This is a genomic window from Salipaludibacillus sp. CUR1 (assembly GCF_021028955.1).
Lineage (GTDB): Bacteria > Bacillota > Bacilli > Bacillales > Salisediminibacteriaceae > Salipaludibacillus.
Genome location: NZ_JAIWPE010000058.1, coordinates 90,396 through 108,282 on the forward strand (window position 1 = coordinate 90,396; position 17,887 = coordinate 108,282).

Below are 17,887 nucleotides of genomic sequence, written 5' to 3' on the forward strand. Positions count from 1 at the left end.
AAATTTTAGTGACCGAGTCCGTTAGTCTTTAAAAATAAACTTTAAATTAAGTAAGCTCCTGCATTGCATTTTTTTCTGAAGTGGACTTAGTGGTTCTAAAATTATGACGTCAGGTCCTCCCGCTATGAAAGCGGGGAAATAAATGATGAAAATAGTTTATTTTTTAATTTTCAAAAAATTTAATTGCTTTTACTATAAGTCTATAGTATTTTATTTCATAGAGAGTAGAAATAATATTTTGAAAATTTAGTACATATTTTACAATAATATTCTTTCACTATTAAGTGAGGAGTACGGTTTCAGTCTGCTAAGCTGTTTTAAGGAGGCGCTGATGAAAAAACCAGTTTTGGAAATTAACCATTTAAAAACACACTTTTTTACTGACAGGGGAGAAATCCCGGCAGTCGATGATGTCAGTGTAAAGATTTATGGAGGGGAAGTTCTCGGTATTGTCGGAGAATCAGGTTGCGGGAAAAGTGTTACCTCCCTCTCTGTTATGGGTCTGGTTCCGGACCCGCCAGGGAAAATAGTAGGAGGAGAAATTCTTTTCAGGCAGCAGGAAGGCGGGCAGGAACACTCAGAAAATCTGGTGACAATAAAGAAAAAAAGGTTACGGCAAATTAGAGGAAATCAGATTGCAATGATTTTTCAGGAACCTATGACCTCATTGGATCCGTTGTTTACCATTGGGTTTCAAATAATGGAAGCCGTAAAAAAACATAAAAAAGTAACGAAAAAACAAGCACGGCAAATAGCTATTGATAAGCTTAAAATGGTGGGTATCCCGCGAGCTGAAGAAATAGTAGATGAATACCCGCACCAGTTATCAGGAGGCATGAGACAAAGAGTCATGATAGCGATTGCTATGTCCTGTGACCCTGAAGTACTAATAGCGGATGAACCGACGACTGCTCTTGATGTCACGATCCAGGCGCAAATTCTGGATCTTATGAAAAAGCTGAATGAAGAAAATGGAACAGCCATAATGATGATCACCCATGATTTAGGTGTGGTGGCAGAAATGTGCGACCGGGTAGCAGTTATGTACGCCGGTAAGGTAGTTGAAGAGGGAGACGTCAGAACGATTTTAAAAGATCCTAAACATCCTTATACACAGGGGTTAATACGATCTCTCCCAAAAATGCATAAAAGAGAGGAACGCCTGTATTCCATTCCCGGGAACGTTCCTAAACCTGGATCTATAAAAGTCGGATGCCGGTTCGCACCGCGTTGTTCCGAGGCTTTTAACCGGTGCTATGAAGAAAATCCAGAACTGCTGGAATTGAGAGGTGGACATACTTGCCGATGTTTCCTCTATGAGAAAGAAGGTGACCTTGTTAATGCCGACGCCCTTGCTGGAAGTTAAAGGTCTTAAAAAATACTTTCCGGTTACCGGAGGAATTTTTTCTAGAAAAGTAGGAGAAGTAAAAGCTGTAAACGATGTGTCCTTTGAGGTTTATGAAGGAGAAGTACTTGGAATAGTAGGCGAATCCGGCTGTGGGAAATCCACTACGGGGAAAGCGCTGCTCCGGTTAATCGAACCAACTGAAGGAGAAGTCATTTTTAATGGGGAAAATATAACTAAATTGGATAGAGAAGCGATGAGATTAAAAAGAAGGGACATGCAGATTATTTTCCAGGATCCTTATGCCTCTCTCAATCCCAGGCATAAAGTAGAAAAAATATTAAGTGAGCCTCTTTTAATTCATGGAATTGGAGATAAAGAAGAGCGAAAGAGAAAAGTCAGAGAAATCCTCGAAATAGTCGGCCTTCCAGGCGAACATGCTTCCAGGTACCCGCATCAGTTCAGCGGAGGGCAGCGACAGAGGATCGGGATTGCAAGAGCGCTGATTGTAAATCCGAAACTGATTGTGTGTGATGAACCGGTTTCTGCTCTGGATGTTTCCATACAGTCTCAAATATTAAATTTAATGGAAGATTTACAGGGACAATTCGGACTTACTTATTTATTTATTGCGCATGATTTAAGTGTAGTTAAACATATAAGTCACCGGATCGGTGTCATGTATTTGGGAAAAATGGCAGAACTGGCACCTAATGAGGAATTATACAGTAACCCGCTTCATCCTTATACTAAATCGCTTTTATCTGCTGTCCCTAACCCGGATCCCGACTTAAAGACAGACAGAGTTATTTTAGAGGGGGATGTTCCAAGCCCGTCCAATCCGCCTTCAGGCTGTGCTTTTCATACTCGATGCCCTGAATGTATGGATATATGCAAAGAAGTAGACCCTGAATTTAAAGAATATTCAGATAACCATTTTGTGGCTTGCCATTTATTTAACGATAAATAACTGGCAAACTGCAAGTTTATTAATTAAAACATTAAAAGGGGGAAAAAACATGTCGGAAAGAAAAACCTGGTTACTGTTTCTTTCATTGGTATTTGTAGTTGTTCTGGCTGCATGTGGCGGCAACAACGAACCTGCTGACGCGGGCACAAATAATAATGAAGCAGAAACAAATAACACCTCAGAAAGCAATAATAACGAGGCGAATGAAGCAGCCGGTGAAAACAGCGAGGGGGATTATTCGCTTGCTGAAGATCAGACTCTTATCTTTGCCCGCGGAGGGGACTCTGTCAGTCTTGATTATGCAAGTGTAACAGACGGGGAATCTTCCAGAGTAACAGAGCAAATTTATGAATCTCTATTAAAGTTTGATGAAGACTCTTTTGAAATCGGACCAGGTTTGGCGGAAGACTGGGAAGTCTTAGATGATGGACTCCGCTTTGTTTTTCAATTGAGAGAAGGAGTCACATTCCATGATGGCACTGATTTTAATGCTGAAGCTGTAAAGATAAACTTTGAGCGGTGGGCAGACCCTGACCATGAGTACCATTTTGCTGATGAAGGATACACTTACAGCGTTTATGGCACCCAGTTCGGCGGCTTTAAAGGTGATGATGGACATGTTATAGAGGAGATTAATGTTCTTGGTGATCACGAAATTGAGTTTGTGCTAAATGAAAGTCTTGGTGCCTTTTTACAAAATATGGGTATGAGCTATTTCTCAATCACTTCACCTGCTGCTTTTGAAGAGTATGGAAGCGCAATTAACGAAAACCCGGTAGGCACAGGACCGTTTAAGTTTGTCAGCTGGTCGAAAGATGACAGCATCGTCCTTGAAAAAAATGAAGATTACTGGCTGGAAGGATATCCGAAACTGGATGGTGTCATTTTCCAGGTTATCCCTGACAACTCTGCCCGCCTGACGGCATTACGGTCAGGAGAAATTGATATAATGGATGGCTTAAATCCGGATGATGTGGAACAAATAGAAGCAGATCCTGAACTTGCAGTTTTTGAGAGGGACACAAACAACATCGGCTATCTTGGATTTAACCTGGATAAAGAGCCATTTGATAATCCAGATTTAAGGCGTGCTTTAAACCATGCAATTGATAAAGAAACACTAATTTCGTTACTTTACGCCGGACTTGCAGAACCTGCTACAAATATTATTCCTCCTTCATACATGGGATACAATGACAGTATTGATCCATATGCTTATGATCCTGATTTAGCCAAGGAGCTGCTTGAGGAAGCGGGCTTTGGGGACGGTTTGGAATTCGATTTATGGACAATGCCGGTTGCCCGTCCGTATATGCCTGATCCTGAGCGGGCTGCTGAAGTTATGCAGGCAAACCTGGCAGACGTAGGAGTGACAGCCAATATCGTATCTATGGAATGGGCCACCTATCTTGAGCGTACGGAACAGGGCGAGCACGACATCTTTATGCTCGGCTGGTCTGGTACAAACGGAGACCCGGACTATTTCTTCGGTAACCTCCTGCATTCAGGTGCGATTCCTGGCGGAAACAGAAACTTCTACCGCAGCGACGAGGTTGATTCATTGTTAAATCAGGCTAAGAACAGTGTAGATGAAGATGAGCGGGCAGAACTGTACAAAGAAGTTCAGGAAATTGTACACGAAGACGCACCAATGATTCCTCTCGTCCATTCAATACCGGTTTTAGCCGGCAGCGAACGGGTGAAGAATTATGTCCCTCACTTGTCGACAAGTGAACCTTTAACAAATGTAGAGTTAGCTGAGTAAAAAGCATGAGGGCAGCTTGAGAGAGTGAATAGTCGGGTATTCCCGTTAATCTTCTCTGCTGTCCTCTTTTTTTATAAAATAGCTTCTTTGCGAAATGAATAAATTTTTTAATCGGCCTATTCTCTTCTGGATCACTATAAACGCTCGTAACGCAGATAGTTATTTTTAATACATACTGTTAACCGATGCTGGAGGTGAGTTAAATGATTTCTTATACAATACGACGGCTGCTTATGCTGATACCTGTGCTGATTGGCATGTCACTAATCACATTTTCTATTATTCACCTTATTCCCGGAAATCCGGCTCAGACCATTTTAGGTGAACAGGCGACTCCCCAGGCAATTGAACAGCTTGAAGAGCAGCTGGGTTTAAATGAACCTTACTTCGTTCAATACGGGAATTATATGATGGGTTTATTGCAAGGCGATCTGGGTACGTCCCTCAGAACAAAAGCAAGTATATCATCCGAGATATGGCCGTATCTTGCTGCAACTATTGAATTAACCATCTTTGCCATGGTTTTTGCGGTAATAGTCGGAGTGAACGCCGGCATTATCAGTGCCTGGAAACAAAACTCTCTGTTTGATTATACGAGTATGCTCATTGCCCTTATTGGGGTTTCAATGCCGATTTTTTGGCTCGGTTTATTAGAACAATGGATTTTCGCTCAAAATCTGGGCTGGCTCCCAGCGTTTGGCCGGGGAAATCCACGGGATCCAGTTGAGACAGTAACCAACTTTTATTTGCTGGATTCGATTATTAACGGACGGCCTGACCAGCTTTGGACTTCTTTTAAACACTTAATTCTTCCGGGAGTCGCGCTTGGAACGATACCAATGGCTATTATCGCCAGAATGACTCGATCCAGCATGCTTGAAGTATTACGTTCCGACTATATCCGTACGGTTGAAGCAAAGGGATCTCATACTTTATCAGTCGTTTACCGGCATGGGTTTAAAAATGCTGTCATTCCAGTGCTGACGGTTGTAGGACTGCAGACCGGCACTTTACTGGGGGGAGCGATTTTAACAGAAACGATTTTCAGCTGGCCCGGAGTAGGAAGATACGTATATGAAGCCATTGGAAACAGGGATTATCCTGTCATTCAATCCGGTATTATTGTCATAGCTACTATTTTCGTATTTATTAATCTGATCGTCGACCTTCTATATACGTATATTGACCCTAGAATCAAATATTAATAAAAGGGGGGAGTGTATAATGGAATCCGTTACTCCTGTAAAAAAGCAGCCAATGCCCGGTCCTGAAAATCAGGAACCCCATATAACAGAAACTGAATCCATTTCACCTTGGAAAGAAGCCTTTTGGCAGCTTAGAAAAAATAAACTTGCGATCGTGGGCCTTTTCATTATTATCTTTTTTATAATGATAGCGATTTTCGCTCCCTTTTTAACGAGCTATTCCTATCAGACTTTAAATGCTGCAGACAGGTTGCAGGGCCCTTCTGCACAATACTGGTTCGGTACCGATGATTTAGGGCGTGACATTTTTACCCGTATTGTATATGGAGCAAGAATATCTTTAATGGTTGGTTTTTTCGCAGTCACAGGCGCGTTAATTTTTGGCTCATTCCTTGGAATTCTGGCAGGTTATTTCGGCAGATGGGTAGATATGCTGATTTCCCGTATTTTTGATATCATGCTCGCTTTTCCAAGTATTTTGCTTGCTATAGCCATTGTAGCTATTTTAGGCCCCTCTCTGCAAAATGCTCTTATAGCTATCGCTATTATAAACGTTCCTATTTTCGGACGTCTTGTGAGATCTAAAGTTATTTCTATCAGGCAGGAAGAATATATAATGGCCGCCAAAGCCCAGGGAATGAAAAATGGGCGTATTCTTTTCCACCACGTCCTCCCAAACAGCCTCGCACCAATTATCGTTCAGGCAACATTAGGATTTGGAACAGCTATCCTGGAGGCGGCAGCTTTAGGATTTCTCGGTCTGGGGGCTCAGCCTCCGACACCGGAATGGGGAAGGATGCTTTCTGATTCCAGACAGTACATCCAAAGCGCCCCTTGGACAGTTCTGTTTCCAGGATTGTCAATTATGCTTGTCGTTCTTGGTTTTAATATGATAGGAGACGGTTTAAGGGATGCATTGGATCCAAAGATGAAAAATTAACCTGAAATTATTCTTATTAAGGACATCTCTTCTGTACGGCAAAATGTTTTTAAACCTTTTGCCCGCTGGAGGGATGTTTTTATATTGAAACGCAGCATAAAGCAGCATTTAGCAAAGGACAGTCAATCTGCTGTTTTTTTGTTTGGCAGACCAGTGCTGTATATTGTTAAATAGATATATGTTGGAAATAGAGAGAAGGAACACATATGGATACATATCAAAAGAAAATTGTCACAGCCCTTATTATTGCGACTTTTCTGGCTGCAATTGAAGTAACAGTTATTAGCACTGCTATGCCTGTTATTGCCCGTGATTTGGGAGGTCTTGATCTCATTAGCTGGGTCTTCGCTATTTATCTGTTAACTTATGCGGTTATGACTCCTATTTTCGGTAAACTCGCAGACTTGTTTGGAAGGAAAAAAATATTTATAACCGGAGCAGCGTTATTTTTAACGGGATCAGCTCTTTGCGGTCTGTCTCAATCCATGGAACAGCTGATTATGTTCAGGGCTGTACAGGGAGTTGGAGCCGGCGCCTTAATGCCCATGACCTTTACGATTGTTGGGGATGTATTTACCTACGAGAAGCGGGCGAAAGCACAGGCAGTAATTGGATCTATATGGGGCATTGCCGGTATTTTCGGGCCGCTCGCAGGTGGTTTTTTTGTTGACTTTTTAACATGGCACTGGATTTTCTATATTAATATTCCATTCGGCCTTCTGGCAATGTATCTAATTGGAAAAAATCTGGAGGAAAAGATAGAAAAGCGGAAGCGTTCCATTGATTATGGCGGAGCTGTTACTTTTATCATCGGAACTGGTGCTTTATTATATGCGCTGCTTTCAGGAGGCAATGACATAGCATGGAATGACGAGGCGATGTTTTACTTGTTTGGCACCGCGTTTGTGTTTTTAAGTCTCTTTGTTGTGATTCAATTAAATGCGCCCGACCCCATGATCCCATTCCGCTTATTTAAAAACCGGTATTTACTTATAGCCAATATTTGCGGCTTGCTGATGGGCGGGATTTTAATAGGGCTGACAGCTTATTTACCATTATGGGTCCAAGGGGTCCTTCTGTTAGCAGCAACCTCATCTGGCCTTACATTAATTCCTATGTCTCTAGGATGGCCTTTAGGTGCTTATTTAAGCGGCCAGTTTATCGTCAGGCTTGGAACCAAATCGATTTCTCTTGCCGGAGTATCCCTAATAGCTTTGGGTACACTGGCACTTACTTTTATCACCAGCGGAACTCCTAATGTCCTGCTTATTATTATCATGTTTTTTGTCGGGTTAGGGTTTGGATTGGCAATGACCGTTTTTACAGTTATTGTTCAATCATCTGTAACATGGGATAACCGTGGGACAGCAGCTTCGACAAATGCTTTTTTGCGTACATTAGGCCAAACATTGGGTATCACTGTTTTAGGCGCCATTCTCAACCAGCATATAGGCGGGCAGACGAATAACGGCACGCACGTTGAACCGGATATCCTTGCAGCTGGTCTCCAGTCTGTATTTATGATTTTATTTATTCTTGCATTACTTTGTGTGATTATCACCTCTCTGCTTCCTCAAAAGCAGCCTGAATTTGCTGAAAAATCGGCGTCTAAAGAAGCCTTATAAACAGACAATCAGATCTGTAACAAGTTAAGGTGTGAACAGTAAAAGGTGGGCTCTTAAAAAAAATGCCATATCTACTGTTTAGACTTTAGAAAATAAAGGAAAAAGCCAACTGGAAATATTTTTTAAGGAGGCTTTTTGATGCATAAACATCAGATTTATATTAATGGCGAATATGTGGATTCAACATCACAGAAGACAATCGATATTGAAAACCCTGCTACTGAACAAGTAATCTCACAAATTTCGGAAGGCTCGGAAGAAGATGCAGACAACGCAGTACAAGCTGCATTTAGAGCTCAGAAAGAATGGGGGCAAACGCCTTCTGTGGAAAGAGGAGAAATTGTACGGGACATTGGCTTAAAGTTAAAAGAAAACAGAGATAATTTTATTGAAATTTTAATAGAAGAGCAGGGGAAAAGCTATGAAATGGCCAGTGGCGAGGTGGATCTCGCAATTGATTACTTCCAGTACATGTCTGAATGGGCCCGCCGTATAGAAGGGGAGATCTTGCCAAGCGACAGGCCTAATGAAAACATTTTTATTCACAAACGGCCAATAGGTGTAGTCGCTGGTATTATACCTTGGAATTTTCCTGTGTTTATTTTGGCCCGTAAAGTAGCGACATCACTTGTTGCCGGGTGTACGATTGTTATTAAACCGAGTCAGCAGACACCTAACACGGCGGCAGCTTTTACAAAGATGGTTCACGATATGGATATACTTCCTAAAGGGGTATATAACTTCATTACCGGTAAAGGCTCTACAATCGGCAATGTCCTTGCTTCCCATGAAAAAGTGGACATGGTAACGATGACTGGAAGTATTCCGGCAGGCATAAAAGTTATGGAAGCAGCGGCTCAGAATATTACAAAAGTGAACCTCGAGTTAGGCGGAAAAGCTCCTGCAATTGTTACAAAATACGCAGATCTTGACTTAGCAGTTAAGAATATATCAAAAAGCCGGATCATTAATGCCGGTCAGGCATGTACCAATGCAGAGAGAGTTTACGTTCATGAGGATGTGGCAGAAGATTTTAAAAACAGACTTACTAGGGAAATGTCTGAAGTGACTTATGGAGATCCTAAACTGGATGACAGTCTGGATATGGGGCCCCTTGTAAGCGGGGACCGTCTTGAAGAAGTAGATGAGATGGTTAAAGAGGCTGTAAATGAAGGTGCTGAAATAGCGACTGGGGGAGAACGGGCTTCAGGAGAGAGAGGCTATTTTTATAAACCTACAGTGCTCACGAATGTCTCCCATACTATGAAAGTTATTCAGGAAGAGATTTTTGGTCCGGTGCTTCCTGTTGTAGTATATAAAGATATAAATGAAGCCATTGATATGGCAAACGACTCAGATTATGGCTTGTCTTCGTCTGTTTATACGGAGAATTACCACGAAGCTATGAAATTGACAAACGGACTAAGGTTCGGGGAAACATTTGTAAACCGGGAGAATTTTGAAGCTGTCCAGGGTTACCACGCAGGTTTCAGGAAATCAGGCATCGGAGGAGCTGACGGAAAGCACGGCCTTGAAGATTTTCTTAGCACCCAGACTGTTTATATGGAATTTAAAAATAATATTTAATTTTATTGCGGAGCTGTCCTGTACGACAGCTCCTTTTTAATTCGCCTGGTACACTAAATTCTTAATTAAAAAAATCGAACAAGTATTCCCTTTGTGAGGATTATCGACTATAATTTTATTTAACAAACCTCGCTTAAGACTCTTCTGTATAAATAATATAACCCTGATTTTTTGACGCATTTCTCCGCGCTTTCCATTAATTAGACACTTACCTCTTAAAATCTACCGGGACTCCTTTTTTCATTAAGTTAGTTTTGTGCAGACCTATCATATACATATCCTGCGGAAATGCATGAGCCAATATGGTTGTTGAAGTGTGTTCGAACATCATAGCTAAAGGACTTTCAGGAGTCTTTAGAGACGGTTTGATCTTTTAAAGGAGATGGTGATCATGGGATTGGATATGTACCTTATTAAGAAAAATGAAAAGGACTCAGGTAAACCTGAAGATGATGTGGTTCTATACTGGCGAAAGGCTAACCAGATACATAACTGGTTTGTCAGAAACATACAAAATGGGGAAGATAAATGTAATATTTATGAAGTCAGCAGAGAGGATCTGGTTACCCTCTACCGCTGCTGCCGTTCAGTTATGCGACAGAAGCATAAAGCGCACGAAATTCTCCCTACTATGGAGGGGTTTTTCTTTGGAAATACAGAATATGACACTTATTTTTTCCAGGAAGTTAAGCGGACAAGAGATGAATTAAAGGATATTATCACTACTTTTGATTTCCGTAATGAAAAGTTGTATTACACAAGCTGGTGGTAAAAAGTAATAAACTGTCTTTCAGTTTTCAGACCGTTATTTTATGCACTCTTATCAGATGGCCTTTGTGAAATTAATGCAAATTATTTCAGTTTTCTGCCAGAATGCTGGTTAGGACTGATAAACTGTACAAGAGATTTGCAGAGAATAAATCAAGCAGGGGGGTGGAGTGAATAGTCAGGAAAATTAACCTGGTTTTAAGCAGCTTATTTTTCCTCCTCATTTATTTTTTATCGCCACTGGGTTCGCATGCAAACGAAGAGGAAGAGATCCTCTTCTATCTTTGGAGCAAGACGTGCCCTGTTTGTGAAGCATCGAGCAAATATCTGGATGAGATTGAAGATCATACCGGCATTTTAATTGAGCGTATAGAAGTTAATGAGGAAAGAGACAGATTTATAGAAGTAATAAACCGTTATGAAATAGATGCGCATTCAGTCCCTTTGTTTATATATAAGGGCAAAACATTAACCGGATTCAATGATATTGTGAAAAGTTCTTTAAATGGCCTTCTGCTGGAAGGGGAAGAAAATGAAAAGCCGGAATTTCAAGACGGAGATACATGCTCGGGGGAGGAAGAAAGCAACTGTACTTTTTCAAAAAAAGAAACTGAGGATAAAGAGATGGAATTATTCGGTTTTAACATTACCGATTATTCCCTTTTAATGACCACTCTACTTATAGGAGCAATAGATGGATTTAATCCTTGTTCATTATGGGCATTAATGTTTCTTATCAGTATGATTGTGAGACTGAATTCCAGGAAAATAATTCTGGCTGCAGGACTAACCTTTGTAGGAACGGTTTCATTTATTTACGGTATGTTTATATTAGGAACTTTTGCCATAGTTGTGAATATAATTGATTATTTCTGGATAAGAGTTTTACTGTTTATAATCGCTTCAGCTTTTGCTGCAGTAAATATAAAAGAAGGGGTTATGAAAGGTCCTGCCCAGTTTACTTTCTCAATATCCGGCAGTAATAAAAAACAGTTTATAAAGCTTATAAGAGAAAAAATGATTTTCTCAGGTAAAATCGGTCCGTTGATCATGGCTTCTATCTTAATCGGCACTTTTGCTTCTTTAATTGAATTGCCGTGTACAGCAGGTTTCCCAGTTATATGGAATGGTATAATGTCAGATCAGAGCGTGGGAACGAAAACGTATGTTTTTTATCTGATAATATACATAGCCATGTATATGCTAATAGAAATAGCCGTTGTATCTGGTATGGTTATAACGATGAAAAAAACGTTTATGACAGAAGAGACTGGGAAAGCACTAAAATTCATTTCCGGGACTCTTATGGGTTATTTGGCGATAGTTCTTTTATTAGGTAAATCATATATGAACGACATAACTTTAGTAGGCGGCGGTTCTTTAGCGGTAATCCTTCTGTCTTTGACGGTTATTTATATCCGTAAACTTTTTCGCCGCTAAAGGTTACTTTTGAAAAGCCCTGCTATATAAACAGGGCTTTTCTTTACTGGAAATTTAAACGATCGTTTAAATTTTTATGCCTGAAAAAGGAATTTACTGTAAAAAATCCATTGAATTCAGACATTTATTAACTTTTCATAATGAAATATGGTATTTTAAATTTAGAATACTTACCTGGGGACAAGGGGAAGGATTGAGTGGCATTTTGGAAACGTTTGGTTTAATTTTCGGTGGTATAGGTCTTTTCCTGCTGGGAATGAATTTTATGACTGAAGGCTTAAAATCAATGGCAGGGGAAACATTGAAAGACAGGTTGAAAAAGTTTACAGGAGGGATATTCAGTTCTATATTTTCCGGTGCCGTTTTGACAGCCTTAATTCAGTCATCCAGTGCCACAACTTTTATGACTATAGGCTTTGTGAGTGCCGGCTTGCTTTCATTCAGTCAGTCACTTGGCGTCATTATAGGGGCGAATGTGGGAAGTACAAGCACGGGCTGGATTGTATCGGCTATCGGGTTTCAAATAAACATGAGTATGCTGGCTCTTCCATTAATCGGAGCGGGCGTTGTTTTAAAACTTCTCTCAAAAAACAGATTTTCATCGCAAGGCCAGGCTATAACAGGTTTCGGGCTTCTTTTTTTAGGCATAGATATTTTGCAAAACGGTATGGGAGGTTTTACTGAGGTTATTGATTTATCCCAATTCCAAGGACAGGAATGGTGGTGGCTTCCAGTTTTAGTCATAGTAGGAGCGGTGATGACTATCCTTCTGCAGTCATCGAGCGCAGCAGTAGTTACCACTTTAACGGCTCTACATACTGGCGCCATAGATTTTAATCAAGCCGCTTTATTAGTGATAGGACAGAATGTTGGAACCACTGCTAAAGCCTTTTTGGCAGCGATCGGCGGTACAGTGGCAGCTAAACGGACGGCCACAGCGCACATTTTATTCAATCTTTTTACAGGTCTGATCGCTGTAATAGCATTACCGCTGCTCATTTATGCTGTCATGAGGACTGCAGAAACGTTTCAAGTGGAGGATCCGGCTGTACAGCTAGCGATTTTCCATACACTTTTCAACATCTCGGGTGTTTTACTTATACTGCCAATCCTTAAATGGTTCAAAAAAGCTGTGAAATGGATTATACCCGAGAAAAAGGAAACACCTTATATGACTTTTCTTGATGAGAGTGTGGCAGCAGTGGGGCCTGTAGCTCTCGAAGCGGTAAGAAGGGCTTTAAGGAAAATGCTGTATGATCTTGCCGCAGCAGGAAAGGAAATTCTGGATGACAGGACGGTTAAAGATTCCCATAGAGTAAAATTTCAGCAAGTGACCTTTGGGTTGTCAGAAATTCAGCAGTTTCTATCTACCATTAGAGCAAATGAGACATCTGTATCCGCTCTTGAATATAAACAGCAGGTGGCAATGGTTCATGCTGTTGACCATATAGGACGGTTGTTAAAAGCACTTAAAGAAGCTGAGCATTATATACAGGGGATTCCAGACAGTAAAATTAACAAATTCATGAGAGACGTAGATGAACTCTTTAATAGTGTCATTGCCCATAGTGAGGCACCGTCTGACAAAACAGTTGAAATGGCAGAAGAACGCTCAATGAAAATTGCCAATAGAAGAAGATACAGCCGCCAGGAACTTTTAGAAGCTACAGTAAAAGAAAACCTTACTGTAGATGAAGGAATTAACGCCGTTCAGTTTATTCAATTTCTTGACCGTCTTGCTTATCATACGTGGCGTGCTTTATACCATACTTCCGGGAGCAGAAATTCCTAGTTTTCTCAATCCTTAGGAAGAAATTCTTAAATAATGTATAAAAATAAGTCTTTTCTATTAATTTACAATTTTCAGACGCTGGATTAGAATAGTGGGAGAGGTGATAACTATGGCGGTTGTAACAGTTGATTTTGATGGGACACTATATCAGGGAAACTCTTTCAAAGCGATGTTTTTAGTAGCAAAAAAAGAATTTACATGGAAAGAATGGATGGTTGTCAGCGGAGGGCTTATTAAAGCGGGCGTCCTGGGGGTATTTAAAGGTAAACAAGCTTTCCGTCAGGCATTTTTCAAATCATTTGCAAGGTCCTTTAAAGGAAAAACTGAAAAAGAACTGGATGCTTTTTTTAAGACCCTCGTTGTGGAAGGATACGATGAGATCCATTATGACCTCGTAAAAAAAATCCGCCAGCACCAGTCTGAAGGTGATGAGATTATTATTTTATCCGGTGCCTTGCAGCCTTTTCTTCACGCGTTTATTAAAGAATTGGATCTTGAAGTGCATGTTATCAGTACTGAGCTGGAATTTGACAGTGAAGGCCAGTGTACGGGAGAAACCGGGCCGATTGTAAATGGAGAAGAAAAAGTCAGAAGGATAGTTGACTGGCTTGGCAATAATTCTCTCAGTTCGAATAACAAAAAGGCTGATACAGATGATTTATGGGCTTACGCAGACAGTGAAAATGACCTTCCCCTGCTTGAGTTTGTTAATAACCCTGTAGTTGTAAATCCTGATAAAAGTATGAAACAGATCGCTGAAAAAAAAGAATGGCCTGTTTTTTAACCGTCTTTCAGACCACTGAAGGCCTTTTAAAACTTAACTGACATGCATTGAAAAAGTAAGGTCTCATTTTGGTTCACATATAAATATGTTTCTCGTTTTTTACAGGGTCTGTTTTTTTATATAGTCTCAATCTCTTACCCATATCACATTTTTGACGAATATACCTGCGAGGGTATATAATAGGTGTAGGCTTAAAACAGTGCCAAAAAAGTATAAAGGTAAACAACAGATAGTGAGGGATATGGGTGAATGTAGTTATTGGTTTCATCATAGCAGTTATGATTGTCTTTGTTTTCCGGCGTTATGTTCCTGTTAGGGGGATGAGTCAGGTCAGGACGGATCAGCTTAAAGATTCAGGCAGTATTATTGTGGATATCCGGCAATTTCATACCGCTCATAATGATCCGGTCAGCAGAAGTCTTAATATGCCGCTTGCCTACATTAAAAGGCATTACGCGAAGATTGGCAAACACAGTATTTATTTAGTAGCCGCTGATAAAGCAGAACTGAATATAGGGGCTAAGTTTCTCCTTAAGAAAGGTTTCAAAGTTAACGGATATGAAATTAAGACGGGAAACCCGTCAAAAACTGCAGGAGCTGAAAGACAACCAGTAAAGAAAGTGTGTAAAGAAATGTAGTCTTTGGAGTTAGGACAAAGGAATAGTAATCATAAAGAAAGCCGAACAAAATTTTCGAATTTTGTTCGGCTGTTCTTTTTGAGAAAAGGAGTGATTCAGTCCGCCAGGCGGACGCTTGCCCAGGAGCTTGTCTTCAGTTTTGTCCAGCCTCTTTTTGTATGTGCTCTAATGCAGTTTTCAGGAAGTTGTGGTAGAATTTTCAGATGTTCTATATTATAAAGTGTGAGGAGGAGAGGGCCGGATGGTGACAGCCTATTTCCTTATGATCCTCGTAGTCATTTTTTATGCTGGAAATATTTTAGTTGGAAAAGCAATTAATGATTTGCTGCCTTTTACTATAGCTTTTTTTCGTCTTTTGATCGCTTTTCTTATTGTATTGCCTTTTGCGTGGAAAAAAACGTGGGAACAGAGGGAGATATTTATAAAATATAAAAAGCCTTTTTTCTGGATGACATTATCAGGGGTGACTTTTTTTAATACATTTATTTATGGTTCATTGCAGTTTACTTCATCTACTAACGTGGCAGTATTGGAAACACTTATTCCAGCTCTTACGGTCGTATTAAGTGCATATATTTTAAAAGAGAAGCTTTACCGTATTCAATGGGCAGGAGTGATGCTGTCTTTACTGGGGGCAGTATGGGTAGTGGTAGACGGCAGTATTTTTCAGCTTGCACGTATGGACTGGAACCCTGGAGATCTCATAATGACAGGAGCTATTATTTGCTGGTCTGCCTACTCTATTTTCGTAAAAAAATATATGCATCTATTCCCCGCCTTTGCAGCCCTTTTAGTGATGACAGGACTGTCACTTATCGTCCTTTTGCCTTTTGTCGCAGCGGAATGGATGTGGGCAGGAGTGCCGCAGCTATTTGAGCCTGACATAGTGACAGGTCTGATTTATTTAGGAATTTTTCCTTCATTTATTGCGTTAATATTTTTTAACCGGGCAGTCGGTATACTCGGGGCATCCAAGGCATCAGTCTTTCTTAATTTTCTCCCGGTAGCAACAATGCTCGGTGCTTATATGTGGCTTGGTGAAACAATTACTATTATGCAGATTACCGGTGCGGCTATTGTGATATCAGGGGTTTTAATAACGACCCAGGGATCCCGTCTAAAGAAACAGACCGGAATAACAAATTAATGAGATTAAAAAAACGCAAAAGTCCAGTTTTTAACTGGGACTTTTGCGTTTTTTGACCGACCGGAAAAGAAAGCAAATTAATCAAATCAATTATATATTACAGGATGAAAGATCTTCAGCGATGTCACTTTCAGGAAAGATAGCTCTTGCCTCAGCAATTAATTTTTCCTTTTGCTCTGCTGTCTGGTACCTTGAACTGATATGATTCATAACTAATTGTTTAACACCAGCTTTTTTGGCTGTTTCAGCGGCATGAAGAGTGGTGGAATGACCATATTTTAATGCGAGGTCGTGTTCCTTTCTTGCAAAAGTCGCCTCATGTACTAATGTATGCACCCCTTCAGCCAGATGAAGGGCGTTAATGGAAGGGCTTGTGTCTCCCAAAATAGCAACAGATTTTCCTTTTTTAGGGGGTCCTGTAAAATTTGTCCCTTTAAAAGTTCGTCCGTCTTTAAGTTTTACCGTTTCTCCCTTTTTTAATTTATTTAAAACAGGACCCTCGGGAATGCCAGCTTCTTTAACTTTGGAGATAAGCAGAGGACCAGGTTTGTCTTTCTGGGAGATGCGGTAGCCAAAAGAGGTGATGCCATGGTTAAGTTCGGCAGAATAAACAGTAATCTCTGCATCTTCGTGGCAAATTCCCTGACCATCAATTTCTTCAATAATTAACGGATAAGTAAGAAAGGTTCCGCTTATTTTTAGAGATATGTCAATGTAATCTTTCAGCCCTTTCGGACCATACAAAGTCAGAGGGGTGGTCGCACCGTGGAAAGCTCTGCTGGATAAGAGGCCTGGTAAACCGTAGATATGGTCACCATGGCAATGAGTGATGAATATTTTTGTAATCTTAGTTGCCTTAACGGGAGAATAAAGAATTTGATGCTGGGTAGCCTCTCCGCAATCGAACAGCCAGATAGTGTTGTTTTTATCCATAAGATGAAGGGCTAACGAAGAGACGTTACGTTGTTTAGCGGGGACGCCTGCCCCTGTGCCTAAAAAAGTTAACTTCATAACTATCCTCCATATTGTCAGGTGATTGCTGTTTAAAAATAGATTAGTCTGCCAATCCATAAGTTCAGACAGGCCGACAGGGTTGCTTTCACGTAAAAGGAAGAGCCTTTACCTTTGGCGTGCTGCCTTTTTTGCGGCAAGCTGTTTCTTTTTATTCATACCTGGAGTGAGATATCCGCCAGGCCCCAGCGTTCCGTTCCACATGTTCAGTTTTTTCAACAAAGTTTCCTGTTCAAAAGCATTGTGTATCTCCGACGCTTTCATTAAAATGCGGGCCGCCACGCGGGCATCTTCTAACGCATGATGATGCTCAAATTGTAAATCCAGATGGTGGGCGATCGTATTCAGTTTAAAGTTAAAAAACTCAGGCCACGTTTTTTTCGCTATACTTACTGTACAATTATATTCCATAGCGGGATAAGCGAGATTATATTGATCTAAAGCATGCCTTAACACGCTAATATCAAAACTGGCATTATGAGCAATAACGAGATTATTCTGAAAGTAGCCGGATAATTCGGGCCACAGATCTTCGAAAGTCGGAGAGTCTTTAACGTCTTCCCATGTAATTCCGTGCACTTTTTCGCAGAAAGGGTCAAAGTAAGGATCTCTCGGACGAATTAATGAATATCTTTCTTCTGCAATTTCATCTTCCACGACATGGACAAGTCCAATTGCACAAGCGCTTCCTCTTTGACGGGAGGCAGTCTCAAAATCTATTGCCAAAAAATTCATATTTTCCCTCCTGAAAGCAAACGTATGTTTCTGTAAGAATAACAGGTATCATAAAAAAATGAAAGATATAAGTGCTTCGTAGTACGTCGCTTTTATTAAATATAACGTTTTTATATTACAAAATAATTAAATTAT

Annotated in this window: 15 protein-coding genes; 13 read left to right on the top strand and 2 right to left on the bottom strand. The window is 40.5% G+C overall.

The features are described from left to right. Nucleotides 1–331 precede the first annotated feature (331 nt). The 13 genes from K8O68_RS12745 to K8O68_RS12805 all read left to right on the top strand — a co-directional run bounded on the left by K8O68_RS12745 (nucleotide 332) and on the right by K8O68_RS12805 (nucleotide 16,006). Nucleotides 332–1,366: an ABC transporter ATP-binding protein gene (locus K8O68_RS12745; protein WP_230897255.1), complete on the top strand. Its 1,035-nt coding sequence runs from the start codon at nucleotides 332–334 to the stop codon at nucleotides 1,364–1,366. Then, entirely contained in the window at nucleotides 1,341–2,315 is a 975-nt protein-coding gene (locus tag K8O68_RS12750) for an ABC transporter ATP-binding protein (protein ID WP_230897256.1), read from the top strand. Before K8O68_RS12745 ends, K8O68_RS12750 begins: the two co-directional genes overlap by 26 nt. A gap of 49 nt (nucleotides 2,316–2,364) precedes the next feature. After that, complete coding sequence (locus K8O68_RS12755) at nucleotides 2,365–4,080, top strand: ABC transporter substrate-binding protein (RefSeq protein WP_230897257.1); 1,716 nt, start codon at nucleotides 2,365–2,367, stop codon at nucleotides 4,078–4,080. Nucleotides 4,081–4,283: 203 nt separating this feature from the next. Next, entirely contained in the window at nucleotides 4,284–5,285 is a 1,002-nt protein-coding gene (locus tag K8O68_RS12760) for an ABC transporter permease (protein ID WP_230897258.1), read from the top strand. A 52-nt stretch (nucleotides 5,286–5,337) separates the two neighbouring features. Beyond that, complete coding sequence (gene nikC / locus K8O68_RS12765) at nucleotides 5,338–6,225, top strand: nickel transporter permease (RefSeq protein WP_230897273.1); 888 nt, start codon at nucleotides 5,338–5,340, stop codon at nucleotides 6,223–6,225. Between the two features lie 206 nt (nucleotides 6,226–6,431). Further along, complete coding sequence (locus K8O68_RS12770) at nucleotides 6,432–7,850, top strand: MDR family MFS transporter (RefSeq protein ID WP_230897259.1); 1,419 nt, start codon at nucleotides 6,432–6,434, stop codon at nucleotides 7,848–7,850. Between the two features lie 138 nt (nucleotides 7,851–7,988). Next, a complete protein-coding gene (gene aldA / locus K8O68_RS12775; RefSeq protein ID WP_230897260.1) occupies nucleotides 7,989–9,437 on the top strand; it encodes an aldehyde dehydrogenase in 1,449 nt (482 codons plus the stop codon). A gap of 391 nt (nucleotides 9,438–9,828) precedes the next feature. Further along, nucleotides 9,829–10,209: a hypothetical protein gene (locus tag K8O68_RS12780; protein ID WP_230897261.1), complete on the top strand. Its 381-nt coding sequence runs from the start codon at nucleotides 9,829–9,831 to the stop codon at nucleotides 10,207–10,209. A 485-nt stretch (nucleotides 10,210–10,694) separates the two neighbouring features. Beyond that, nucleotides 10,695–11,645 (top strand): hypothetical protein, encoded by a 951-nt coding sequence (locus K8O68_RS12785; RefSeq protein WP_230897262.1) that lies wholly within the window; start codon nucleotides 10,695–10,697, stop codon nucleotides 11,643–11,645. 193 nt (nucleotides 11,646–11,838) lie between these two features. Next, nucleotides 11,839–13,437: a Na/Pi cotransporter family protein gene (locus tag K8O68_RS12790; protein WP_230897263.1), complete on the top strand. Its 1,599-nt coding sequence runs from the start codon at nucleotides 11,839–11,841 to the stop codon at nucleotides 13,435–13,437. Between the two features lie 109 nt (nucleotides 13,438–13,546). Beyond that, complete coding sequence (locus tag K8O68_RS12795; protein WP_230897264.1) at nucleotides 13,547–14,221, top strand: HAD family hydrolase; 675 nt, start codon at nucleotides 13,547–13,549, stop codon at nucleotides 14,219–14,221. Nucleotides 14,222–14,466: 245 nt separating this feature from the next. Further along, nucleotides 14,467–14,859 carry a sulfurtransferase gene (locus K8O68_RS12800; RefSeq protein ID WP_230897265.1) on the top strand — a complete coding sequence of 131 codons (393 nt, stop codon included), beginning with the start codon at nucleotides 14,467–14,469 and terminating at the stop codon, nucleotides 14,857–14,859. Between the two features lie 241 nt (nucleotides 14,860–15,100). Further along, a complete protein-coding gene (locus K8O68_RS12805; protein WP_230897266.1) occupies nucleotides 15,101–16,006 on the top strand; it encodes a DMT family transporter in 906 nt (301 codons plus the stop codon). 90 nt (nucleotides 16,007–16,096) lie between these two features. On the opposite strand, the gene rnz is transcribed toward K8O68_RS12805, so the two are convergent. Together rnz and K8O68_RS12815 are read right to left on the bottom strand one after the other, a co-directional pair. Continuing rightward, complete coding sequence (gene rnz, locus K8O68_RS12810) at nucleotides 16,097–17,017, bottom strand: ribonuclease Z (RefSeq protein WP_230897267.1); 921 nt, start codon at nucleotides 17,015–17,017, stop codon at nucleotides 16,097–16,099. A 108-nt stretch (nucleotides 17,018–17,125) separates the two neighbouring features. Beyond that, nucleotides 17,126–17,752: a 3'-5' exonuclease gene (locus tag K8O68_RS12815; protein ID WP_230897268.1), complete on the bottom strand. Its 627-nt coding sequence runs from the start codon at nucleotides 17,750–17,752 to the stop codon at nucleotides 17,126–17,128. Nucleotides 17,753–17,887: the final 135 nt, after the last annotated feature.

Coding starts and splice junctions, on each gene's coding strand:
- K8O68_RS12745 (WP_230897255.1), top strand. CDS start 332: ATGAAAAAACCAGTTTTGGAAATTAACCATTTAAAAACACACTTTTTT.
- K8O68_RS12750 (WP_230897256.1), top strand. CDS start 1,341: ATGCCGACGCCCTTGCTGGAAGTTAAAGGTCTTAAAAAATACTTTCCG.
- K8O68_RS12755 (WP_230897257.1), top strand. CDS start 2,365: ATGTCGGAAAGAAAAACCTGGTTACTGTTTCTTTCATTGGTATTTGTA.
- K8O68_RS12760 (WP_230897258.1), top strand. CDS start 4,284: ATGATTTCTTATACAATACGACGGCTGCTTATGCTGATACCTGTGCTG.
- nikC (WP_230897273.1), top strand. CDS start 5,338: ATGCCCGGTCCTGAAAATCAGGAACCCCATATAACAGAAACTGAATCC.
- K8O68_RS12770 (WP_230897259.1), top strand. CDS start 6,432: ATGGATACATATCAAAAGAAAATTGTCACAGCCCTTATTATTGCGACT.
- aldA (WP_230897260.1), top strand. CDS start 7,989: ATGCATAAACATCAGATTTATATTAATGGCGAATATGTGGATTCAACA.
- K8O68_RS12780 (WP_230897261.1), top strand. CDS start 9,829: ATGGGATTGGATATGTACCTTATTAAGAAAAATGAAAAGGACTCAGGT.
- K8O68_RS12795 (WP_230897264.1), top strand. CDS start 13,547: ATGGCGGTTGTAACAGTTGATTTTGATGGGACACTATATCAGGGAAAC.
- K8O68_RS12805 (WP_230897266.1), top strand. CDS start 15,101: ATGGTGACAGCCTATTTCCTTATGATCCTCGTAGTCATTTTTTATGCT.
- rnz (WP_230897267.1), bottom strand. CDS start 17,017: ATGAAGTTAACTTTTTTAGGCACAGGGGCAGGCGTCCCCGCTAAACAA.
- K8O68_RS12815 (WP_230897268.1), bottom strand. CDS start 17,752: ATGAATTTTTTGGCAATAGATTTTGAGACTGCCTCCCGTCAAAGAGGA.